Raw genomic sequence first — 19813 nt, forward strand, 5'->3', positions numbered from 1 at the left:
GCTAGCGGGGCCGAGCGACGGCGCGCATTGCGGAAAACCGCAATGTTCTGTGCGGTCCGCTTCAATGTGCGATCGGCTGCGGCTGCCTAGCGTTGAATGCATGATCGAAAGCAGTGCGGACTCATGGGTCAACAGCCTGATGGACAGCCTCGGAGCACCTGGCGCGGGTATCGCGATCGCGCTGGAGAACCTGTTCCCGCCCCTGCCCAGCGAGGTGATCCTGCCGCTGGCCGGTTTCGCGGCCAGTACGGGCCGGATGAATCTCGTCGCGGCCCTGCTGTGGACCACGGCGGGGTCGGTGGTCGGCGCGCTCGCCCTGTATTGGGCGGGGGCGTTGCTGGGCCGGGAGCGGACGGTCGCCATCGCGGTCCGGCTGCCGTTGGTGAAGGTGAGCGACATAGAGCGGACGGAGGCGTGGTTCGCCCGGCACGGCACGAAGGCGGTGTTCTTCGGCCGGATGATCCCTGTCTTCCGCAGCCTCATATCCGTGCCGGCCGGGATCGAGCGGATGCCGCTCCCGCTCTTTCTGATATTGACCACGCTCGGCAGCGCTCTGTGGAACTGCGTCTTCATCCTGGCCGGATACGCGCTGGGGGAGAACTGGGAGGAGGTGACAGGTTATGTCTCCACGTATTCGAAGGTGGTGCTGGTGGCGGCGGTGCTCGCGATTCTTGGCTTCGTGGGCGCGCGGCTGGTCAGGCCGGGTCAGGGACAGCGGCGCGGGTGAGGCGTCGGAGGATCTCCTCTCCGGCCGCGACACCTGTCTGCGGGAGTATGTCGACATGCGGGGCGTTCCAGCCGCTGTCCGCGAGTTCGCCGTGGCCGGGGCGCCAGGCGCGGTCCGCGGCCAGCAGCAGGTCGGCGTCGAGCAGCGAGTCCCCCGCGGCAAGGGTGAGTTCCGCGCCGGTCCTGCGGGCCACCTCGCGCATCGCGGCGCTCTTGGTGAGCGGTCGCGGTACGGCATAGATCTTGCGGCCCTGGAGGGAGACGGTCCAGCCCCGGCCGTCCGCCCATGCGGCGAGTTCCTTCACCCAGCCCTCGGGAAGCAGGGCGCGGTCGACCACGAGATAGGCGAAGAGGTCTTCGGCGATCCGCTCCTTGAGGAGCCACGCGGGGTCGGCGGCGGAGAGCAGATGGGCGCGGACCTCGGCGAGGGGGGCGCACTCGTCGGCCAGCCGGTCGGCCACCTGGGCCCGCCAGACCGGGTCGGACACCCCGTCCACCAGGAGGTGGCCACCGTTGGCGCAGATCGCGAACCGCGGTGCCGGGCCCGGCAGATGGATACGGCCGTACTGCTCGCGGGTGCGGGTCGTCGTCGGTACGAAGACGGTGGCGCGGGCCAGCTCGTCGAGCAGTCCGGCGGCCGTCTCGGTCAGATACGACAGTGGTCTGCTCTCGTACACCTCGACACAGAGCAGCCGGGGGGCCTCGGCGTCCGGCATCGGGAGCTGGAGCGCCGCGGCCGAATAGATCAGGGTGCGGTCCAGATCGCTGGCGACCAGGACCGGCGGCTTCGCGGGAGTACCCGGAGTGTGGGAGAAGGTCACGGCGCGACGACCGCCTTGCCGTCCGCGCCGGTGGCGCCCCGGGTGTACCGCGGGTGGATCAGTCCGACGCAGGTGTACGGGAGGTCGTCGACCTCCTCCACGGGCACGCCGCGTTGTTCTGCCAGCAGCCGGACATGATCGAGGTCGGCGCCCGCGTCGCGCTGGGCGAGGATCTTCCAGGGGACGCGGCGCAGCAGGACGCGGGTGGTCTCACCGACACCGGGTTTGACGAGGTTCACATCGTGGATGCCGTACTCCTCGCTGATCCGCTCGACGGCCGCCCAGCCCTCCCAGGTGGGCGCGCGGTCCGCCGAGAGCAGTTCCTTGACCTCGGCGTCCACGGCGTGGGTGACCTCGCCGAAGCGGGCCGCGACGGTGTCCAGGAAGTGGCCGGAGACATCGGCGTCGGCGAGTTCGCGATAGTGCTTCGCGCCGTGGAAATCGTTGGGGCCGACCAGGTCGGATCGGAGGACGGTACGGGAAATCAGGCCGGAGACAGTCGAGTTGAGACAGGCGGAGGGAATGAGGAAGTCCTCTCGGGTGCCGTAGGTCCGCACGCAGCCGCCCGGATCGGCAAGGACCGCGATCTCGGGGTTGAATCCGCCGAACGCTTCGAGGGCCTGGGCGAGTTCACGGGTGATCGCGCCCTTTCCGGTCCAGCCGTCGACGAAGACGACATCGGCGGGGTCGTGGTGCGCTGCGAGCCAGCGCAGGGCGTTGGCGTCGATGCCCCGGCCGCGCACGATCGAGACCGCGTAGTGCGGCAGGTCCAGGCCGTGCCCGTGCTGGGCCCAGCGGCGCATCAGTACGCCGACCGGCGTGCCGGCGCGGGCCAGCGAGACCAGGACGGGGCGGGGGGACCGCTCGGCGAGCACCATTTCGGTGACGGTGCCGACGGCCCGCGCGATCCGGGCCGCCGAGGTCTCCAGCGCGGCTTTGAAGAGCTCCTGGTACTGGGCGCTCGGCTGGTATTCAACGGGAAGGGATTCGGCGTAGTGCGCGCCACCGCTCTGTATGGCCTCCTCGCGCTCCTCCGTCGGGGCCTCCAGCTCCACCTCGGACAGGTCCTGGAGGAGCCAGCCCACATCGTCGGGTGCGTAGGAGGAGAAGGCGGGGCCGCGAAGGGGCTCGGGCAGCATGGAGGGTTCCTGCCGTTCGGGGTCGTGCGAAGAACGCGGGAGGCGCGCGGAGGAGGGGAGATACGAGGGGATCACGGCCAGGACCACCCGGGGTATGTGTGTGGCGAGCCGGGCCAGCAGACCGCCGGGGGCGTGCAGCTCGGGAGAGTCGGCCACGGAGTCGACGACCGCCACCACGGCGTCAAAACCGGCGCCCGCGACGTTGTAGGCATATCGATCTCCAGTGCCATCGCCGTCGGGGAAGGCCGCGGTGTCATGGGCGGGGAAGACAAGGCGGCTGCGTATCGCGTATCCGGGGTCGTCCACGGCCAGCACCGGCGACCGCGTGGTGGTGGAGTACCTCACCTCGGCGGCGCAGGAGCGCTCCAGTGCTTCGGCGAGCCGCAGGGGGGCGTACATCAGCTCCTCGAAGCCGAGGACGAGCACGCGCCGGGCGTCGCCCAGCCCGGCGGCCACCTCGCCCGCCATGGCGGGCAACGCGGCCTCCAGGGCGGCCCGGTGGGCGGGGGTGAAGCCGTGTCGGCCCCCGTCGGGGACTCCAGCCGGCCACTCCAGGGCCACGCGAGCCACGCCGGTGGCGTGGACCTCGGGCGACCCGATGGCCGGGGTGCCGTGCACGGGGCGCGGAGCGGGGGCCTCGGTCTCGTGCTCCGCCACCAGCGCCCGGCCCTTCTCCAGCACGCCGTCCGGAAGCCGGACCGTACCGGAGGCCAGGGTGACCAGGTCGACGCGGGCCCCGATCTCCTGGGCGAACTCCGCCAGCCGCCCCTGGTCGGCCGCCGAGCGCATGTCGACCAGGGCGACGATGACATACCAGGCACGGGGGTAGCGCTGATGGAGGGTGCGGATGGTGTTGAGAACGGTGTTGCCGGTGGAGAACTCATCGTCGACGAGGACCAGCGGACCGCCGGAGGAGAGCAGCTCCGGGTCCTCGGGAAGCAGCAGATGGGAAGTGGCGTGCGAGTGCGACTCCTCGAAGCCGCCCGCCCTGGCGACACCCGGCACGGGGCGTCGGGTGGAGTGGAGATACGGGGCATGGCGCACCCCGTCGGCGACCGAGTGGCCGAGTCCGGTCGCGGTCTCCGCATAGCCGAGCACTACGGCGCGGCCCACGTCCGCGCCGAGCAGTTCGCGTACGCGCTCGCCCAGCTCGACGCCCGTTCCGTAGACGACGCCGGGGCGCTGCGGAACGTGTTTACCCAGCACGTTCGAGACAAGGAGGTGGGCCCGCTTGGGGTTGCGGCGCAGCGCAAGGCCCAGCAGATCCCGAAGACCCTCGCCGCCGGCGAGTTCGACGCCGAGCCGCTCGGCGACCCATGTGCCCGACCACACCATAGTGACGATCTCTTCCTTCGACGACGGTCCGGTCCGTCCGGTCCGAGTGGTCTGTTCCAAGACGCTCACGCGGCGAGACCGGCGGTGAGCAGGTCCACGAAGCCGATGTCCTCCCGGGCGACGCCGAAGACCTCGGCCCGCAGAAGGGTGCGCTCGGCCCAGGCGCGGTGGGGCTTCACCTCATTCATCTTGTTCGTGTACGCGGAGCGCAGCACCCCGCCACCGTCGCGCTCCGGCCGCAGGATGTCCCGGGCATCACTGAACTCCTCATGGCTGACCACGGAGAGTGCGTGGACCGGCGGGACATGGGAGGGGTGGATACAGGTCTTGCCGAGCAGCCCGTTGGCCCGGTCCAGCTCGATCTCGCGCAGCAGCCCGTCGAGGTCGTGCTCGATCAGGGCGGTACGCAGTTCCTCGGCCCGGCCCTCAAGGAACGGGCTGCGCCGGAGCTGGGGCTTGAACATGCGCTCCTGGAGCCGGAAGTACTCCCAGACCGGGCCGGTGATCGTGAAGCCCGATCCATCGGCACGTCCGAGCACGTTCACCACGTCCGCGATAACGCCGGCCACGATGCTCACGTCGTACGCCGTCATATCGGGCGACCGGCGCAGGCCGTACGCCGAGCAGAAGTCGGTCACGCCCAGTCGCAGCGCGAGTACGCGGTCGCGGTACTTGTCGACGGCGGTCGCGATGCCGGTGAGCGTCCGGGTCCTGGTCTCCAGATGCAGCAGCTCGGGCGATTCGAGTACCGGCATGGCGTACAGCGTGCGGCCACAGGCGCTCTCCGCCTCCATGAGCGCCTCCAGGAAGGCCGTCCCACGCTCCTCGGTGAACTTGGGGAGTACGAATCCGGACAACAGCCGGATCGAGTCACCCAGGCGCCCGACCAGGTCGGATATCTGTCCTGGCGCACGTACGCGAATGAAGAGCAGCGGGGTGGCGACGCCCCGCTCGGCGAGGTCGGCGAACTGCCGGACCAGATTGGTCTCGGCGTCCTCGACCTCGGCGTCATGGATGGAATCCTCCAGGCAGAGCACCATGGAGACGACTCCGCGCCCGGCCTGCTTCAGCACGTCGTCGGCGAGCCGCGGCCGGGTGGCCGGGCTGTAGAGCGTGGCCCCCAGAGCGGCCGCGAGCAACCTGGCGGGCGAGTCCGCGGTGAACTCGCACGGCTCCTGATGGAACAGTGCCTGCCGAGCAGCGGTCGGGATATGCCCGAAATGACGCATGTGAATCCCCCGTACTGCCGAGATGGCCCGTCGGTCATGTGGCCGGTAATAGTACGTATGGGTGAGTGTCAAGAGTTCCCCCGATACATGAAATCCTGGTTACTCGTCCGGTTCTCGTCCATGGCCCGGACGGAGCGGATCTGGGCCCGCGTTGTCCTCGCGGGCGGCGGGAAGGCAGGATGACAGGTATGACGCACGCGATGCTCAAGGGCTCGAACGTCCCCCTCGATGCCATGGCCGTACGAGCCGTGCTGCGCTGGTCCCCGGGTACGGGGGTTCCCGATGTGGACATCTCCGCCCTGCTGCTCGGGCACAGCGGCCGGGTCCGTTCCGATGAGGACTTCGTCTTCTACAACCAGCCGCGCCATCCCTCCGGGCTGGTGCGGCGGCTGCCCAAGAAACAGGTCGGAGACGAGCTGACCGATACCGTCGAGGCCAATCTCTCGGCGCTCGACCCCTCGGTCGACCAGGTGGTGCTCGCCGCCTCCTCGGACGGCGCCAGCTTCCAGCATGTGACCGATCTGCGGATCCTGCTCTACGACGCGGCCGCGGCCGACGGCGAGCCGCTGGCCGTCTTCGAAGTCCGGCCGGAGACCGGCGAGGAGACCGCGATCATCTGCGGCGAGCTGTACCGGCGCGGGGGCAGCTGGAAATTCCGGGCGGTGGGGCAGGGATATCCGACCGGTCTGGACGGTCTGGCCACCGCGTTCGGCATTCTGGTGGACGAGACGGAAGAGGCCGCCGCGGACGCGGCGCCCGGGTCCTCCGTGGGCCCCACGGTGGCCGCGGCCCCCGAGGACCGCACCGTCGCCGCGGCCTCCGAGGGCCCCACGGTGGCCGCCGGGAGGCAGCTGCCGCCGCCTCCGCCGCTGCCTCCCGCCCAGCCGGTCGCGCAGCCCGCGTACGGGTATCCGCAGCCTCCCCTGCCGTCGGCCCAGCCGCCGTACGGCTATCCCCAGCCCGTGTCGTCCCCGCGGCCGGCGTACGGCTATCCGCAGCCGGCCGCGGCCGCCGCACCCGCCCCCGATCCGAACTTCCGGCTGCCCCCCATGGGGCCGCAGTTCATCCGCCCGTAGAAGCCGGTGCGGCCACGGGGGCCGGTTCAGGTCTTCGTCTTGTAGCCACGCCCCCACTGGAGCCCCCAGCCGTACAGCCGGTCCAGCTCCGCCTGGAAGCCGTAGACGAACTTCACCTCGCGCCGCACCACCAGGTCGTCCTTGACGTTCTCCACCGAGAACACCGCGCAGGAGCGGGCCTGCGGCGCGTGCTCGTCGAGATCGATCTCAATGCGCGGGCCATTGCTCGGGTAGAGCGTCACATGCGCGCGCGTGCGGTCGAAGGCGGGCGTCTGGTCGTAGATGTAGACGAAGAACAGCAGCCGCTTGATCGACTCGCGGTGATCGAGATTGACATAGACGGTCTCGCCCGAGGCGGCACCGAACCGGTCGTCGCCGCTGAGTTTGACGTACGGCGGATCGTTCAGATCCCCGAGGAAGTTGCCCAGCGGCTGGACCACGCCCTTGCTGCCGTCGGTCAGCTCATACATGCAGCCGAGGTCGAGGTCCACGTTGACCATGCCCTGCGTATGGGCCTGCACCACCTCGGGCTTGAAGAGCTTGAGGGGATTCGCCAGCAGCCGCCCGCTCTGCCTGGAGCGTCCCTCGATGTCGGAGGTGCGCATCTGCCAGGAGAGGTTCACCCGCAGATTTCCGGTGGCCGCTCCCTGTTTGGTGAGCGAGACCGTCGGCCTCCGCTTGGTCAGCTCGATGGAGTTGGACGCGGCGTTGCCCGAATCGAATTGCGTTGCCCTTTGTCCCTGCCACAGGTTGTCCCAGAAGGCCATGCCCACCCCACCCCTGTCGTCAACTCGCCAACTTCACATGGAAGAACGGGGCGGCCGCAGGCTTGCGCCTCTCGGTCGCCCCGTTCAGAGCGTTCCCTGATTACCCTCCGCGTCACCCTCCGGAGGACCGGCTCACCAAAGGCTCACCGGAGCACCGGCTCAGACCTGGAGTGCTGCCTTGTCGTCGTCGGCGTCCTTGTCGCCCTCTTCGGCCTCTACCGCCTTGTTACGGCGTACCGAGGACCAGAAGGAGGCGGCGATGAGAAGCACGCCGATCAGACCGGTGATGATCTCGTTGATCGAGTGCTCGATGGTGATCAGCAGGATCGCGGCGAGCGCGCCGATCGCGTAGTGCGCGCCGTGCTCCAGGTAGACGTAGTCGTCCAGGGTTCCCTGGCGGACCAGGTAGACCGTGAGCGAACGTACGTACATCGCGCCGATACCGAGGCCCAGCGCCATCCAGAAGATCTGGTTCGTGATGGCGAAGGCACCGATGACACCGTCGAAGGAGAAGGACGCGTCCAGGACCTCCAGGTAGAGGAAGAGGAAGAACGCGGCCTTGCCTGCGAGACCGATCGCGGAGACCTGCTTGCCCTCGGCCTTGGCCTTCTCCTCCGCTTCGTGCTCCTGCTCCTCCTGCTCCTCCAGCCGGTTCTCGAAGAAGCCCGAGAGACCGCCGACGACGAGGTACGTGACCAGACCGGCGACCCCGGCGAGCAGTACGGTGGCCGACTTGTCCTGGTAGCCGGTGCTGGTGTGGGCGTGGGTGGCGAACGTCAGCGCGGTGATGAGCAGCACGATCAGCGCGACGCAGACCGACAGCATGTCGACCTTGCCGAGCTTGGCCAGCGGGCGCTCCAGCCAGCCCAGCCACTTGATGTCCCGCTCCTCGAAGATGAAGTCGAGGAAGATCATCAGCAGGAACATTCCACCGAAGGCGGCGATGCCCGGGTGGGCGTCGGTGACCAGGGCTTCGTACCGGTCGGGGTTGTCCAGTGCGATCTGGACGGCCTCGATGGGCCCGACCTTGGCGCTGATGGCGACGATCACGACGGGGAACACCAGTCGCATACCGAACACCGCGATGAGGATGCCGACAGTGAGGAAGATCTTCTGCCAGAAGGCATTCATCTTCTTCAGGACCCCGGCGTTGACAACCGCGTTGTCGAAGGACAGCGAGATCTCAAGGACGGACAGGATCAGTACGATCCCGAACGCCTCCCACCCCCACTGCCAAGCCGCGAAGGCGAGGCCGGCCGCCGTGATGGCGAACGACCAGCCGAAGGTTTTCAGGATCACTGGCTACCCCATCTGGTGATTAACGGGATTTCCCCCGCGCAGCGCACTGCTTTACGAAACGTTGACCCCGAAGTCTAGAGCGATGCCCCTCAGCCCCGACGCGTACCCCTGTCCCACGGCCCTGAACTTCCACTCGGCGCCATAGCGGTAGAGCTCGCCGAAGATCATCGCGGTTTCGGTGGAGGCGTCCTCGCTGAGGTCGTAGCGAGCGAGCTCCTGACCGTCGGCCTGGTTGGCCACTCGAATGAAGGCGTTGCTGACCTGCCCGAACGTCTGACCGCGATTGTCCGCGTCATGGATCGAGACAGGAAAGACGATCTTGTCGCAGTGAGCAGGCACCTTGGAGAGGTCGACCAACAGGGATTCGTCGTCGCCCTCGCCCTCACCGGTCAGATTGTCACCGGTGTGCTCAACGGATCCTTCCGGGCTGGTCAGATTGTTGTAGAAGATGAACCATTCGTCGCCGAGCACGCGGCCCGACTGACAGAGAAGCGCGCTGGCGTCGAGGTCGAAGTCGGCTCCGGTGGTGGAGCGCGCGTCCCAGCCGAGCCCTACCAACACCTGGGTGAGGTTGGGTGCGGCCTTGGAGAGGGAGACATTGCCTCCCTTGGCGAGTGTGACGCCCATGATGGTGAGTCCTCCCCGAAATGATGTGCTGCCGTCCTGCAGGCAAGACGCGCCTGACGTCCTGCCCGTTCAAACCCTGTTCATGCGGCTCGCCTCCGTACTGATGCGAGACGCGTACGGCTGATGCGAGACGCGTACGGCGCCGCACAGGAGCGTGCGGCGCCGTGCTCGAAGATACCCAGCCGCTGTCCGGTGAGGACAGGGCCCGGCAGATCAGACGTTGACGCCGAAGTCCTGCGCGATACCACGCAGACCCGAGGCATACCCCTGACCGATGGCGCGGAACTTCCACTCCGCGCCATTGCGGTACAGCTCGCCGAAGACCATGGCGGTCTCCGTCGAGGCGTCCTCGCTCAGGTCGTACCGGGCGAGTTCATTGTTGTCGGCCTGGTTGACCACGCGGATGAACGCGTTGCGCACCTGACCGAAGGACTGCTGGCGGCTCTCCGCCTCGTAGATCGAGACGGGGAATACGATCTTCTCCACATCGGCGGGGACCGCGGCCAGATTGACCTTGATCGCCTCGTCGTCCCCCTCGCCCTCACCGGTGAGGTTGTCACCGGTGTGCTCGACGGATCCGTCGGGGCTCTTGAGGTTGTTGAAGAAGATGAAGTTCCCGTCGACGGCGACCTTGCCCTCGGCGTTCGTCAGCAGGGCGCTGGCGTCGAGGTCGAAGTCACTGCCGGTGGTCGTACGGACGTCCCAGCCCAGACCCACGGTGACCGCGGTCAGGTTGGGCGCGGCCTTGGTCAGCGAGACGTTTCCGCCCTTGCTGAGGCTGACTCCCACGAGTCCTCCCTTTGGTTTCTCGGGGCCGGCGGCCGGCTCGGCGGCTGTCGCCGCGGGTCGCGCGTCCCCTGAGGCGTTGGCATCGGATCAACGACTGGATCCTAGTGACCGGTTCCCCGTTGCTGTGCGATTTCGGGGGTCCGGTCCGGATTCCACGGACCGGTCAGAGCGCGGCGAGCGCCTTGACGTACTCGTCGAGGTCCCTGGCGTCCGGCAGATCGTTGACGACCGTCCAGCGCACGATGCCGTGCTTGTCGATGATGAAGGTCCCGCGCACCGCGCACCCCTTCTCCTCGTCGAAGACGCCGTACGCGCGCGAGACCGCGCCATGCGGCCAGAAGTCCGACAGCAGCGGGTACTCCAGACCCTCCTGCTCGCCGAAGACGCGCAGAGTGTGGATGGAGTCGTTCGAGACGGCGAGCAGCTGGGTGTCCTCGTTGACGAACGAGGGGAGCTCGTCGCGCAGGGCGCACAGCTCACCGGTGCACACACCGGTGAAGGCGAAGGGGTAGAAGAGCAGCACCACGTTCTTGCCACCGTCCGCACCGTCCTCGGAACGGCGGAAATCGGACAGTCGCACGGTCCGTCCGTGGTTGTCCCTCAGTTCGAAGTCCGGGGCTGGGGCGCCGACCTCGATCGCCATGGATGCACGTCCTTTCGAAGGCTGTGACTCTGACTGTCTCCCGACCAGCCTACGCACGGGGCCCCCGCCGATCGGAGTCGGCGGGGGCCCTCAAGGCTGCTGCTGTCGGCTGCTGCGTCTTGCGCGCTCGGCGCTCGGAGTCAGCGCTTGGTCTTCGCCGCCTTGGGGGTGACGAGACGGCCGCCGGTCCAGTCCTTGCCGGCGCTCACGCTCTTGGTCTGGGACAGGCCCGAGGTCTGGGCCGCCTCACTGATGTCGCTCGGTTCGACGTAGCCGTCACGGCCGGTCTTGGGCGTCAGCAGCCAGACCACTCCGCCGTCTTCGATCAAACCGATGGCGTCCACCAGCGCGTCCGTAAGGTCGCCGTCCTCGTCACGGAACCACAGGACGACGGCGTCGGCCACGTCGTCGTAGTCCTCGTCGACAAGGTCCTGGCCGATGACGGCCTCGATGGACTCGCGGAGCTCCTGGTCGACGTCGTCGTCGTAGCCGAGCTCCTGGACCACCTGTCCGGGTTCGAACCCAAGCCGTGCGGCGAGGTTGGTTCGTTCCTCCGCGTGGTCCGCGGTCGCGCTCACGGATTGCCTCCTGATCATGTTTCGGATAAATGCTTCGGCCGCGCGTACGCGGGGCATTGGCCATTGTCCACACGGGCGGGGCGGATCGCGCAAGTACCCGGCCGCCGAGACCGCCGAAACGGTGACGTTCCGGGCTCCTTCGTCGCATCTCCTGTCACTTCGACCTCGCACCCTGCGACACAGGCCGTACGTTTTCTCATCTTCTGCCATGTTATGCCGTTTCGGTACGTCAATCAGGTCCGAACGACCGAACGAAACACATGGACGGAGTGGGCGTAAGGTTGCGATTTGACCGCTGTGGAAGCCGTACTCGGACGCGGTATTTTCCCGCGAAGTACGGGTTACCCCTCGGTAGAGATGACGTTTCCGCCGCCGCGGTACACGATGGAGGCGGCGTACGTGCCCGTGCCCCGGGGGCTCCGGTGAGACACCCCGGATCCCGGGCCCGCGTATCAGCAGTAACCCGACGGCGTGCACCGCAACGATCGCGTGCAGGGCACGATACGACCCAAACAGCGAAGGACAAGCGTGGCTTCCGGATCCGATCGCAACCCGATCATCATTGGCGGCCTTCCCAGCCAGGTCCCGGACTTTGATCCCGAAGAGACCCAGGAGTGGCTCGACTCGCTCGACGCCGCTGTCGACGAGCGCGGCCGTGAGCGCGCCCGTTATCTGATGCTTCGGCTGATCGAGCGCGCACGCGAGAAGCGTGTGGCTGTGCCGGAGATGCGCAGCTCGGACTACGTCAACACCATCGCCACCAAGGACGAGCCGTTCTTCCCCGGCAACGAGGAGATCGAACGCAAGATCCTCAACGCGACCCGCTGGAACGCGGCCGTGATGGTGTCGCGCGCGCAGCGCCCGGGGATCGGCGTCGGCGGCCATATCGCCACCTTCGCCTCCTCCGCCTCCCTCTACGACGTGGGCTTCAACCACTTCTTCCGGGGCAAGGACGGCGGTGACGGCGGCGACCAGATCTTCTTCCAGGGCCATGCCTCCCCCGGTATCTACGCCCGTGCCTTCCTGCTCGACCGGCTGAGCGAGACGCAGCTCGACGCGTTCCGCCAGGAGAAGTCGAAGGCTCCGTACGGGCTGTCCAGCTATCCGCACCCGCGGCTGATGCCGGACTTCTGGGAGTTCCCGACCGTCTCGATGGGCCTCGGCCCCCTCGGCGCGATCTACCAGGCCCGGATGAACCGCTACATGGAGGCGCGCGGCATCGCCGACACCTCCTCCTCGCATGTCTGGGCGTACCTCGGCGACGGTGAGATGGACGAGCCCGAGTCGCTGGGCCAGCTGTCCATCGCCGCCCGTGAGGGCCTGGACAATCTGACCTTCGTCGTGAACTGCAATCTCCAGCGTCTCGACGGTCCGGTGCGCGGCAACGGCAAGATCATCCAGGAGCTGGAGTCGCAGTTCCGCGGCGCCGGCTGGAATGTCATCAAGCTGGTCTGGGACCGCTCCTGGGACCCGCTGCTCGCGCAGGACAGGGACGGCGTCCTGGTCAACCGGCTGAACACCACGCCGGACGGGCAATTCCAGACGTACGCCACCGAGACCGGCGCGTACATCCGTGAACACTTCTTCGGCGACGACCAGCGGCTGCGCGCCATGGTCGAGAACATGACCGACGACCAGATCCTGCATCTGGGCCGCGGCGGCCACGACCACAGGAAGGTCTACGCGGCGTACGCGGCGGCCAAGGCCCACAAGGGCCAGCCGACCGTGATCCTGGCGCAGACCGTCAAGGGCTGGACGCTGGGGCCGAACTTCGAGGGCCGCAACGCGACCCACCAGATGAAGAAGCTGACGGTCTCCGACCTCAAGGGCTTCCGTGACCGGCTGCATCTGCCGATCGCGGACAGGGAGCTGGAGGACGGCGCGCCGCCGTACTACCACCCCGGCCGGGACTCGGAAGAGATCCAGTACATGCACGACCGCCGCAAGTCGCTGGGCGGGTACGTACCGACCCGGCTCGTACGGGCGAAGCCGCTGAATCTGCCCGGGGACCAGACTTACGCAGCGGTGAAGAAGGGCTCGGGCCAGCAGTCGATCGCCACCACCATGGCGTTCGTCCGGCTGCTCAAGGACTTGATGCGGGACAAGGAGATCGGCAGGCGCTTCGTGCTGATCGCCCCGGACGAGTACCGCACGTTCGGTATGGACTCGTTCTTCCCGAGCGCCAAGATCTACAACCCGCTGGGCCAGCAGTACGAGTCCGTGGACCGTGAGCTGCTGCTCGCGTACAAGGAGTCGCCGACCGGCCAGATGCTGCACGACGGCATCTCCGAGGCGGGCTGTACGGCCTCGCTCATCGCGGCGGGCTCGGCGTACGCCACGCATGGCGAGCCGCTGATCCCGGTCTATGTCTTCTACTCGATGTTCGGTTTCCAGCGCACCGGCGATCAGTTCTGGCAGATGGCCGACCAGCTCGCGCGCGGGTTCGTACTGGGCGCGACCGCCGGACGTACGACCCTGACCGGTGAGGGACTTCAGCACGCGGACGGCCATTCGCATCTGCTGGCTTCGACCAACCCGGGCTGTGTGGCGTACGACCCCGCCTACGGCTTCGAGATCGCGCATATCGTCCAGGACGGTCTGCGCCGGATGTACGGCCCCGACAGCGAGGACATCTTCTACTACCTCACCGTCTACAACGAGCCGATCCAGCACCCCGCCGAGCCCGCCGACGTGGACGTGGAGGGCATCCTCAAGGGGATCCACCGCTACAAGCGCGGCGAGTGGGGCTCGATCCCGGCCCAGATCATGGCGTCCGGCGTGGCGGTGCCCTGGGCGCTGGAGGCCCAGCGGATCCTCGCCGAGGAGTGGAACGTACGGGCCGATGTCTGGTCGGCGACGTCCTGGAACGAGCTGCGCCGAGAGGCCGTCGAGGTGGAGCGGCACAATCTGCTGCACCCGGAGGAGGACCAGCGCGTCCCGTATGTGACCCAGAAGCTGTCCGGCGCCGAGGGGCCGTTCGTGGCGGTCTCCGACTGGATGCGATCGGTGCCGGACCAGATCGCGCGCTGGGTGCCGGGCACGTACCAGTCGCTGGGCGCGGACGGCTTCGGCTTCGCGGACACGCGCGGCGCGGCCCGTCGCTTCTTCCACATCGACGCGCAGTCGATCGTGCTCAGCGTGCTCACCGAGCTGGCCAAGGAGGGCAAGGTCGACCGTTCGGTGCTGAAGCAGGCGGTGGACCGCTACCAGCTGCTCGACGCCGCGGCGGCGGACCCGGGCGCGGCAGGCGGCGACGCCTGACGGCTCGTCGCGCGTGAGGCAGGACGCGTGAGGCATGAGGAGGGCGGCGGGACCCATGGGTTCCGCCGCCCTCCAGCTTTTCGCGGTCCGGTTTCCGCGGTCCGGTCAGCGCTCCCAGATCTTGAAGGCCCGTACCCGGTAGGGCGACCGCGGCATCCAGCTGCCCTTGCCCGGATACGTCTCGAACTCCGCCGTCTCCGCGCACTCGGCGGACTGATAGGTGGTCACGTTCCGCCCTGTGCGGTTGGCCAGTGACTGCGCGCTGGTGCCCGCAGGGAGCGGTACACAGCTGTCGATATCGGTGCCCGACAGCTCGTACGTCTGCCGCGCGCCCAGGAAGTCCTCCTTCGGCCAGAGGCACAACTCGCCGGTGGCGCACTCCCCGAGGCGTGGCGGCACCGCCTCGGCGACGGTCGCCGGCAGCAGGGCGGCGACGGCGAGCGCCCCGACGGACATGGCTGTGAGGGTGGTCTTGCGCATGTGGATCGGTCCCCGTGTGTGGTGCGAAATCGGTCAACCACACTCTGACCTGCGGCGCTTGGCCACGGGAAGGGGATACGGCAGCGTCCACCCGGATAGGCGACAGCCCCGCCGGAACCTTCCGGCGGGGCTGTCGCGGGCGCTGAGTTGACGTCGGGTCAGCCAGGGGCTGACGTCAGATGTGCACCCCTCCGCCCGCGGCGTCCGCGTTGCTGCCGCGCTTCGTCAGCAGGGCGACGAAGACCGCCACGACCGCGACACCGGCCGCGACGAGACAAGCCAGACCCATGCCCGACATGAAGGTGTCGTGCGCGATGCCCGTGATCTTCTCGGCGACCGCGGCGGGGGTGTTCGGCGGTACCGGAGCCACCCCGACCTGGACCGCCTCGGCGGCCTGGTCGGCCTGCGCGGGGGTGAGCGGCGGCAGACCGGCCCCGGTCCAGTTGCCGGGCAGGTCGTTGGAGACCTTGGAGGCCATGACGGCGCCGAGTACGGCCGTACCGAGGCTGCCGCCGATCTGCATGGCGGACTGCTGGATTCCGCCGGCCACCCCGGACAGCTCCATCGGGGCGTTGCCCACGATGACTTCGGTCGCGCCGACCATGACCGGCGCCAGGCCGAGGCCGAGCAGCGCGAACCAGATCGACATGGTGAAGCTGCCGGTGCCGGTCTCCAGGGTGGACATGCCGAACATCGCGACCGCGGTCAGCGCCATGCCGCCGGCCAGCGGGATCCGCGGCCCCACCTTGGTGATCAGGATGCCCGCGAGGGGCGAGCCGACGATCATCATGCCGGTGAGCGGCAGCAGATGGAGACCGCTGTCGACCGGGCTCATGCCGTGCACGTTCTGGAGGTAGAAGGTGACGAAGAAGAGGCCGCCCAGGAAGGCGATCGCCATCAGCGCCATCAGCACCACACCGGCGGAGAGCGGTACGGAACGGAAGAGCGCCAGCGGTACGAGCGGTTCCTTGACCTTCGTCTCCCAGAAGGCGAAGAGCACGAAGGAGAGCACGGCGGCGCCCATGAAGAGCCAGGTCTTGCCGTCGCCCCAGCCCCAGACCGGCGCCTTGATGATCGCCCAGACCAGGCAGAACATCGCACCCGAGAGCAGCACGATGCCGAGGATGTCGAAGGACCTCGGGGCGTTCTTCGCCCGGTGGTCCCGCAGGATCAGCCCGCCGACGATCAGGGCGATAACACCGACCGGCACATTGATGAAGAAGACCGACTGCCAGCTGACGTGCTCGACCAGCACGCCGCCCAGGATCGGGCCGCCCGCGGTGGAGGCACCGATGACCATGCCCCAGATACCGATGGCCATATTGAGCTTCTCGGCGGGGAAGGTGGCGCGCAGCAGACCGAGCGCGGCCGGCATCAGCAGAGCGCCGAAGAGCCCCTGGAGCACCCGGAAGGTGATCACGAGGGAAATGCTGTGGGACAGCCCGATGGCCCCCGAGGCGGCGGCGAAACCGACGACGCCGATGAGGAAGGTCTGCCGGTGACCGAACCGGTCACCGAGCTTGCCCGCGGTGATCAGCGCCACGGCGAGCGCGAGGAAGTAGCCGTTGGTAATCCACTGCACATCGGCGAAAGTGGCGCCGAGGTCCTTTTGGATGGCAGGGTTCGCGATCGCGACAATGGTGCCGTCGAGGGCCACCATCATGACGCCGATCGCCACGGAGAACAGCGTGAGCCAGGGGTGGCCGCGCAGCCCCTTGGTCGGCGTCGGCTCCGGGGGGTCCGGCGAAAGCGGCGCCTTGTCGACAGTGGTCTGACTAGTCATACCGCGAATGCTAGTGTCAGCCGCTGACAGTTGACAAACCATTTCTTAAGCAAGTAACTGTCACGTAGCTCACAGTTAGACCGACCAACACAAAGTAGTAAAAAGCGGTGGAATGAGGATATTGCATTGACCCCTGGGCAGAACACGAGCATCGGGTTGCGTGCCCGCAAGAAGCGCCGTACCCGGGACGCCCTGGTGCGTGTGGCGCTCGAACTGTTCACCACCCAGGGGTACGAACAGACCACCATCGACGAGATCACGGACGCCGTGGAGGTGTCCCAGCGCACCTTCTTCCGCTATTTCGCCAGCAAGGAGGAGGCCGCCTTCGCCGTCGTGGACATGGTGGAGAACAAGTTCCTCGACTCGCTGCGCGCCCGGCCCGCCGAGGAGACCCCGTTCGAGGCGATGCGCAACGCCGTCGAGTCGGCCTGGGATTCCGTCAGCGAAGCGCTCGAAGCCGTCGTCCCGGTCGAGCTCTATATGCGCACGTATCTGTTGATCGAGTCGACTCCGGCCCTGATCGCCGTTCATCTGCGGCGCACCGCCGAGCTGGAGGAGGGGATCGCCCAACTGATCGCGGACCGCGAGGGCCTGGATGTGAACACCGATCCACGGCCGCGGGTCGCCGTCGCCTCGTTCACCGGCGTCATGCGGGTGACCGGTCAGATCTGGGGGCGAGGCCGGGACGCGAGCGTGGAGGCGCTCCAGGAGGTCACCAGGGCGTATCTCGACCACTTGGGCCCCGCACTCGCCGGGAACTGGCGGACGCCGGAGTGCGACAAGGAACACGGACCCGCCCAATGACAGCTCCGCGACGCGCCGGAGCGTAGACGCCGCCTGCACGTTCGGTGCGGTTACCCTCGGTCCAATCCTCCTTGGCGCGTGATCTGACTCACCCTCGTCACGCGGGCCCCCGCGCTCGTCCTAGGCTGAGCGGTAGTGACTTCCTTCGATTCCTCACCCACCCTCAACGCATGGCGCGCTCTCCTCGCTCTCGCCGTGGTGTTCGTGATGCTGACATCCACCGGCTGGACCGCCGTGGCGAACCAGCGCGGTCCCGGCGAGCCCCTGAAGCTCGCCCTCAGCGCGTGGGAAAGGGGCCGGATCGGCGTCCGTCACCTGCCGAGTCCCGACGCGTCGCCGAAGCGGCTGGCCGCCTTCTTCGCCTCCCTCACCCGAGGGCAGCAGGAACGGCTGGCCGCCAAGTACCCGCTGGTCGTGGGCAATCTCAACGGCGCCCCGGTCGCCCTTCGCTATCGCGCCAACCGGCTGGCCCTGATGCAGGCGCGCGCGGTGGAGGAGCGCCGTATGCGCGACACGAGACTGTCCGACGACGGCCGGCAGCAGGCGGGCCGCCGGATGAACCGCTACGAGTCGATGCTCGGCGACGACCGGCAGATCCTCGCGTTCGATCCGTCGGGGAAGGGCCGGGCGGCCGAGGTCCTCGGCGACCTCGACCGCGCCGAGCGCGTCTCCGTCATCGTCCCCGGAGTCGACACCAACGTGCTGACGTTCGAGCGGACCAACCGCTGGTACAGCGCGCCGGCCGGCATGGCCGAGTCGCTGTACTCCGCCGAGCGGACCGCCGACGCCGACACCCGCACCGCCGTCATCGCCTGGGCCGACTACACCACGCCCTCCGGTCTCGGCGTGGACGCGGCGATCGGCAAGCTCGCGGAGGACGGTGCCGTACGGCTCACCGCGCTGACCGCCGCGCTGCCGGGGACGTCACGGGTCTCGCTCTTCTGCCACAGCTACGGCTCAGTGCTGTGCGGCGTCGCCGCGCACGCCCTGCCGGACAGGGTCACGGACGTGGCGGTGGCGGGCAGCCCCGGAATGCGGGTCGGCAACGCCGCGCAGCTGCACACCAAGGCGTATGTGTGGGCGATGCGGGACCGTGACGACTGGATCCAGGACGTCCCGTACATGGCGGTCGGCGGTCTCGGCCACGGCGCCGATCCGGTGGCCCGGGGCTTCGGGGCACGGGTGATCTCGGCGCGCGGAGCGATCGGCCACGCCGGCTACTTCCAGCCGGGTACGGAGAGCCTCGACAACTTCGCGGAGATCGGGGTGGGTTCCTATCTCGCGGTGAGCTGCGCGGACGACGCCGACATCTGTCGGAGCGGCATCCCGGGCGCTGACTGAGAACCGGGGGCCGGCGGCGGCGCGGAGACGGTTCTCCGAGCTGACGCGCGTAGAATTCCCTCGCTGGGGCAGGCGACGCGCGGGCGCCCGCCGCCTACCATGAAGCACATGGGTGATGTGCTTCAGGGGATTCATGCCACCTGGGAGTTCGAAAGCGACTCCGTGCTCATCCGCTTCGAACGGGGGATCCGGACGCCGAAGCTCTTTCAGGCGCTGGGCGAACGCCGTATCCCCCATGAGGCGTTGTCATCGGTGACGCTCACTCCCGGCAGACGCGGGACGGTGGTGCTGCACGCTGTGCCGCGAGCCGGCGCCGACCCTCTCACGGAGGCGGCGGCCGGGCAGCTCAAGGCGAGCGGCGATCCGTACCGGCTGGTGCTGCCGGCCGAGCGCGAGACCCTCGCCGAGTACTACGCCGACGAGTTGCGGGCCGCGCTCGCCCGGGTCCGCAGGGCCGGGATTGGCGGCATACGGGACGAGCAGGAGCCTGCCGAGCGCTATCTGGTGACCGCGCCGGAGCCACCGCTCCAGTTCAAGGCGTACGACGCCAAGGCGTCCTTCGACGGGGACCGGGTGTCCTTCCGCTGGTTCTGGACGGGCGCCTCCTCCGCCAAGTGGAAGGCGGGCGACCAGAGTCTCCCGGTCGGCGAGCTCCAGGGCGTCGAGTGGCGCTCCCCGGAACTCTTCGACGGCTATCTGCGACTGCTGCGGCGCGACGGACCGGGCTCGGCGCAGCGGCAGCCCGCCCAGGCGGACCACGACCCGGCGGCCGTTGTTTTCGGGCTGGGTTACGGACCGGTGCATGAGTCGCTGCCGTTCGCGGCGGCGGTTCTGGAAGCGGTCCAGGCGGCGGCGACGGGCCGCGCCGCCATACCGGTGCACGCCGTGGCTCCCGCCCGCCGCGATCCGGCCGGGGTGGCGGAGCGGATCCGGCATCTCGGCGAGCTGCACCGCGCGGGCCTGGTGACGGACGACGAGTTCAGCGCGAAGAAGGCGGAGCTGCTGGCGGAGCTGTGACCCACCGCACTCCCCGGCCGTGACGTCATACTCGCTCCCCGGGCCCTGACGTCATACTGCGGTATGAGGTCGGGACCGACTCCTCGGTATGACGCCGG

Annotated in this window: 17 protein-coding genes; 6 read left to right on the plus strand and 11 right to left on the minus strand. The window is 68.4% G+C overall.

All coding sequences use genetic code 11. From position 1 onward, the window contains the following. Positions 1-100: 100 nt before the first annotated feature. On the plus strand, positions 101-727 hold the full coding sequence (locus ACIRQP_RS09175) for a DedA family protein (protein ID WP_403885757.1): 627 nt from the start codon (positions 101-103) through the stop codon (positions 725-727). Here the strand turns inward: ACIRQP_RS09175 and ACIRQP_RS09180 are convergent. From ACIRQP_RS09180 to ACIRQP_RS09190, 3 genes are all read right to left on the minus strand, one after another. Then, entirely contained in the window at positions 696-1547 is an 852-nt protein-coding gene (locus ACIRQP_RS09180) for an HAD family hydrolase (RefSeq protein ID WP_403885759.1), read from the minus strand. The genes ACIRQP_RS09175 and ACIRQP_RS09180 overlap by 32 nt on opposite strands. Further along, positions 1544-4021, minus strand: a complete 2478-nt coding sequence (locus ACIRQP_RS09185) for a phosphoribosyltransferase (protein WP_403886354.1) — start codon at positions 4019-4021, stop codon at positions 1544-1546. Before ACIRQP_RS09185 ends, ACIRQP_RS09180 begins: the two co-directional genes overlap by 4 nt. A 65-nt stretch (positions 4022-4086) precedes the next feature. Then, positions 4087-5250 carry an HpcH/HpaI aldolase/citrate lyase family protein gene (locus ACIRQP_RS09190; protein WP_403885762.1) on the minus strand — a complete coding sequence of 388 codons (1164 nt, stop codon included), beginning with the start codon at positions 5248-5250 and terminating at the stop codon, positions 4087-4089. Positions 5251-5429: 179 nt separating this feature from the next. Here ACIRQP_RS09190 and ACIRQP_RS09195 point away from each other — a divergent pair, with 179 nt between their 5' ends. Continuing rightward, the gene (locus tag ACIRQP_RS09195; protein WP_403885765.1) at positions 5430-6326 is read left to right on the plus strand and encodes a TerD family protein; all 897 of its coding nucleotides are present in this window, start codon (positions 5430-5432) and stop codon (positions 6324-6326) included. A 26-nt stretch (positions 6327-6352) separates the two neighbouring features. Here ACIRQP_RS09195 and ACIRQP_RS09200 read toward each other — a convergent pair whose 3' ends face one another. From ACIRQP_RS09200 to ACIRQP_RS09225, 6 genes are all read right to left on the minus strand, one after another. Continuing rightward, positions 6353-7093, minus strand: a complete 741-nt coding sequence (locus ACIRQP_RS09200) for a Tellurium resistance (RefSeq protein WP_403885767.1) — start codon at positions 7091-7093, stop codon at positions 6353-6355. 159 nt (positions 7094-7252) lie between these two features. Beyond that, positions 7253-8392, minus strand: a complete 1140-nt coding sequence (locus ACIRQP_RS09205; protein ID WP_403885770.1) for a DUF475 domain-containing protein — start codon at positions 8390-8392, stop codon at positions 7253-7255. Positions 8393-8443: 51 nt separating this feature from the next. Continuing rightward, positions 8444-9019, minus strand: a complete 576-nt coding sequence (locus tag ACIRQP_RS09210) for a TerD family protein (protein WP_403885773.1) — start codon at positions 9017-9019, stop codon at positions 8444-8446. Between the two features lie 213 nt (positions 9020-9232). Next, positions 9233-9808, minus strand: a complete 576-nt coding sequence (locus ACIRQP_RS09215; RefSeq protein ID WP_030352590.1) for a TerD family protein — start codon at positions 9806-9808, stop codon at positions 9233-9235. A gap of 163 nt (positions 9809-9971) precedes the next feature. After that, entirely contained in the window at positions 9972-10451 is a 480-nt protein-coding gene (locus ACIRQP_RS09220) for a peroxiredoxin (protein ID WP_403885776.1), read from the minus strand. 140 nt (positions 10452-10591) lie between these two features. Next, positions 10592-11029 (minus strand): DUF3052 domain-containing protein, encoded by a 438-nt coding sequence (locus tag ACIRQP_RS09225; RefSeq protein WP_030352588.1) that lies wholly within the window; start codon positions 11027-11029, stop codon positions 10592-10594. Between the two features lie 528 nt (positions 11030-11557). Between ACIRQP_RS09225 and aceE the strand changes: the two genes are divergently transcribed. Next, a complete protein-coding gene (aceE, locus tag ACIRQP_RS09230) occupies positions 11558-14290 on the plus strand; it encodes a pyruvate dehydrogenase (acetyl-transferring), homodimeric type (protein ID WP_403885778.1) in 2733 nt (910 codons plus the stop codon). Between the two features lie 105 nt (positions 14291-14395). Here aceE and ACIRQP_RS09235 read toward each other — a convergent pair whose 3' ends face one another. Then, positions 14396-14770 carry a peptidase inhibitor family I36 protein gene (locus tag ACIRQP_RS09235; protein ID WP_403885781.1) on the minus strand — a complete coding sequence of 125 codons (375 nt, stop codon included), beginning with the start codon at positions 14768-14770 and terminating at the stop codon, positions 14396-14398. A 175-nt stretch (positions 14771-14945) separates the two neighbouring features. Beyond that, positions 14946-16553 carry an MFS transporter gene (locus ACIRQP_RS09240; RefSeq protein WP_403885784.1) on the minus strand — a complete coding sequence of 536 codons (1608 nt, stop codon included), beginning with the start codon at positions 16551-16553 and terminating at the stop codon, positions 14946-14948. A 126-nt stretch (positions 16554-16679) separates the two neighbouring features. On the opposite strand from ACIRQP_RS09240, the gene ACIRQP_RS09245 reads away from it, so the two are divergent. The 3 genes from ACIRQP_RS09245 to ACIRQP_RS09255 all read left to right on the plus strand — a co-directional run bounded on the left by ACIRQP_RS09245 (position 16680) and on the right by ACIRQP_RS09255 (position 19715). After that, a complete protein-coding gene (locus tag ACIRQP_RS09245; protein ID WP_403885787.1) occupies positions 16680-17357 on the plus strand; it encodes a TetR/AcrR family transcriptional regulator in 678 nt (225 codons plus the stop codon). 135 nt (positions 17358-17492) lie between these two features. After that, entirely contained in the window at positions 17493-18698 is a 1206-nt protein-coding gene (locus ACIRQP_RS09250) for an alpha/beta hydrolase (protein WP_403885790.1), read from the plus strand. A gap of 108 nt (positions 18699-18806) precedes the next feature. Further along, a complete protein-coding gene (locus ACIRQP_RS09255; protein ID WP_403885793.1) occupies positions 18807-19715 on the plus strand; it encodes a DUF4429 domain-containing protein in 909 nt (302 codons plus the stop codon). Positions 19716-19813: the final 98 nt, after the last annotated feature.

The sequence above is a fragment of the Streptomyces sp. NPDC102274 genome (assembly GCF_044766385.1).
Taxonomy (GTDB): domain Bacteria; phylum Actinomycetota; class Actinomycetes; order Streptomycetales; family Streptomycetaceae; genus Streptomyces.